Source organism: Kribbella hippodromi, from assembly GCF_039531045.1.
Taxonomy (GTDB): domain Bacteria; phylum Actinomycetota; class Actinomycetes; order Propionibacteriales; family Kribbellaceae; genus Kribbella; species Kribbella hippodromi.
Genome location: NZ_BAAAPH010000057.1, coordinates 1 through 1,288 on the forward strand (window position 1 = coordinate 1; position 1,288 = coordinate 1,288).

1 protein-coding gene is annotated in these 1,288 nt (G+C 67.9%); it reads right to left on the minus strand.

The window, feature by feature from the left end; all coding sequences use genetic code 11:
* Window positions 1-20: 20 nt before the first annotated feature.
* On the minus strand, window positions 21-1,217 hold the full coding sequence (locus ABD260_RS37460) for an IS110 family RNA-guided transposase (RefSeq protein WP_344241736.1): 1,197 nt from the start codon (window positions 1,215-1,217) through the stop codon (window positions 21-23).
* Window positions 1,218-1,288: the final 71 nt, after the last annotated feature.

Genomic DNA, 1,288 nt, shown 5'->3' on the forward strand with positions numbered 1-1,288 from the left:
GGGTGTCCCTATGGGTTTCGTCAAGCGGCTGATGGGGTTGGGTGTTGGTAGAGGGTGCCGGTGCGGAGCATGGCGTGGAGGACGTCGACGCGTCGTCGTGCGAGGCAGATGAGGGCGGCGTTGTGTTTCTTTCCGGCTGCTCGTTTGCGGTCGTAGTAGGCCCTGCTGGTTGGGTCCGACAGTGCTGCGAACGCTGCGAGGAAGAAGGCTCGCTTGAGCTGCTTGTTGCCGCCTCGGTTGGGGTGTTCGCCCCGGATCGAGGTGCCGGAGCGGCGGGTGACGGGTGCGAGTCCGGCGTAGGCGGCGAGGTGTCCGCTGGTCGGGAAGGCTGTGCCGTCGCCGATTTCGAGCAGGATGCGGGCTCCGGTCCTGACGCCGATGCCGGGGATCGAGGTCAGGACCTTGGCAAGAGGGTGTGCATCGAGTATCTCCTCGATCTGGCGGGCTGCCTCGGCTCGTTGGGTCAGGAGCCCGCTCAGTGTGGTGGCGAGTTGGGGCAGGACGAGTTCGGCGGCGCGGGTGCCGGGGACGGTGACGGTCTGTTCGGTGAGGGCTTGCTGGACGGCGTCGACGAGCTTGTCGTAGGAGCGTGGTGCTCGGGTCTTGGTGGCGGTGACGAGCTGGCGTCGGGTGGCGCCTGCGAGTCCTTGGGGTCCGCCGAACCGGGTCAGCAGCTCGAGCACGGCGGGGTGCTGAATCTTGGGGCCCAGGACGCGTTCCAGGGCGGGGTGGATCTGGGTGAGCAAGCCGCGGATGCGGTTGCTGATCCGGGTGACCTCGCCGGCCAGGTCGTCGTCGTAGCCGACGATGACTTCCAGGTCGGCCAGTGCGTCGTCGCCGGTGTCGACGCGGCGCAGCGCGTGCGGCATCGACCGGGCCGCTTCGGCGATCACGTAGGCGTCACGCGCGTCGGTCTTCGCGTTTCCTGGGTGCAGGTCGGCGATGCGGCGCATCGCCAGCCCGGGCAGGTAAGCGACATCGATGCCCAGATCACGCGCGACCGTAACCGCGAGAGCTCCGATCGAGGCCGGCTGATCGACCACCACCAGCACCAGCCCGCGCGCCGACAACGCCTCGAACACGGCACGGATCTTCGCCTCCGACTGCGGCAACGGCTTGTCATGCACCCGCTCACCGTCGCCGTCCAGACCGCAGGCGTGGTGTTCTTCCTTGCCGACGTCCAGCCCCAAGAACACGGCGTACTCGCGACGGCTCACAGACCGCCCCTTCCTCGTCGAATCCACTGGCCGATCAGATCAGGCGAAGGATGCCGGCACCCACGTTACGA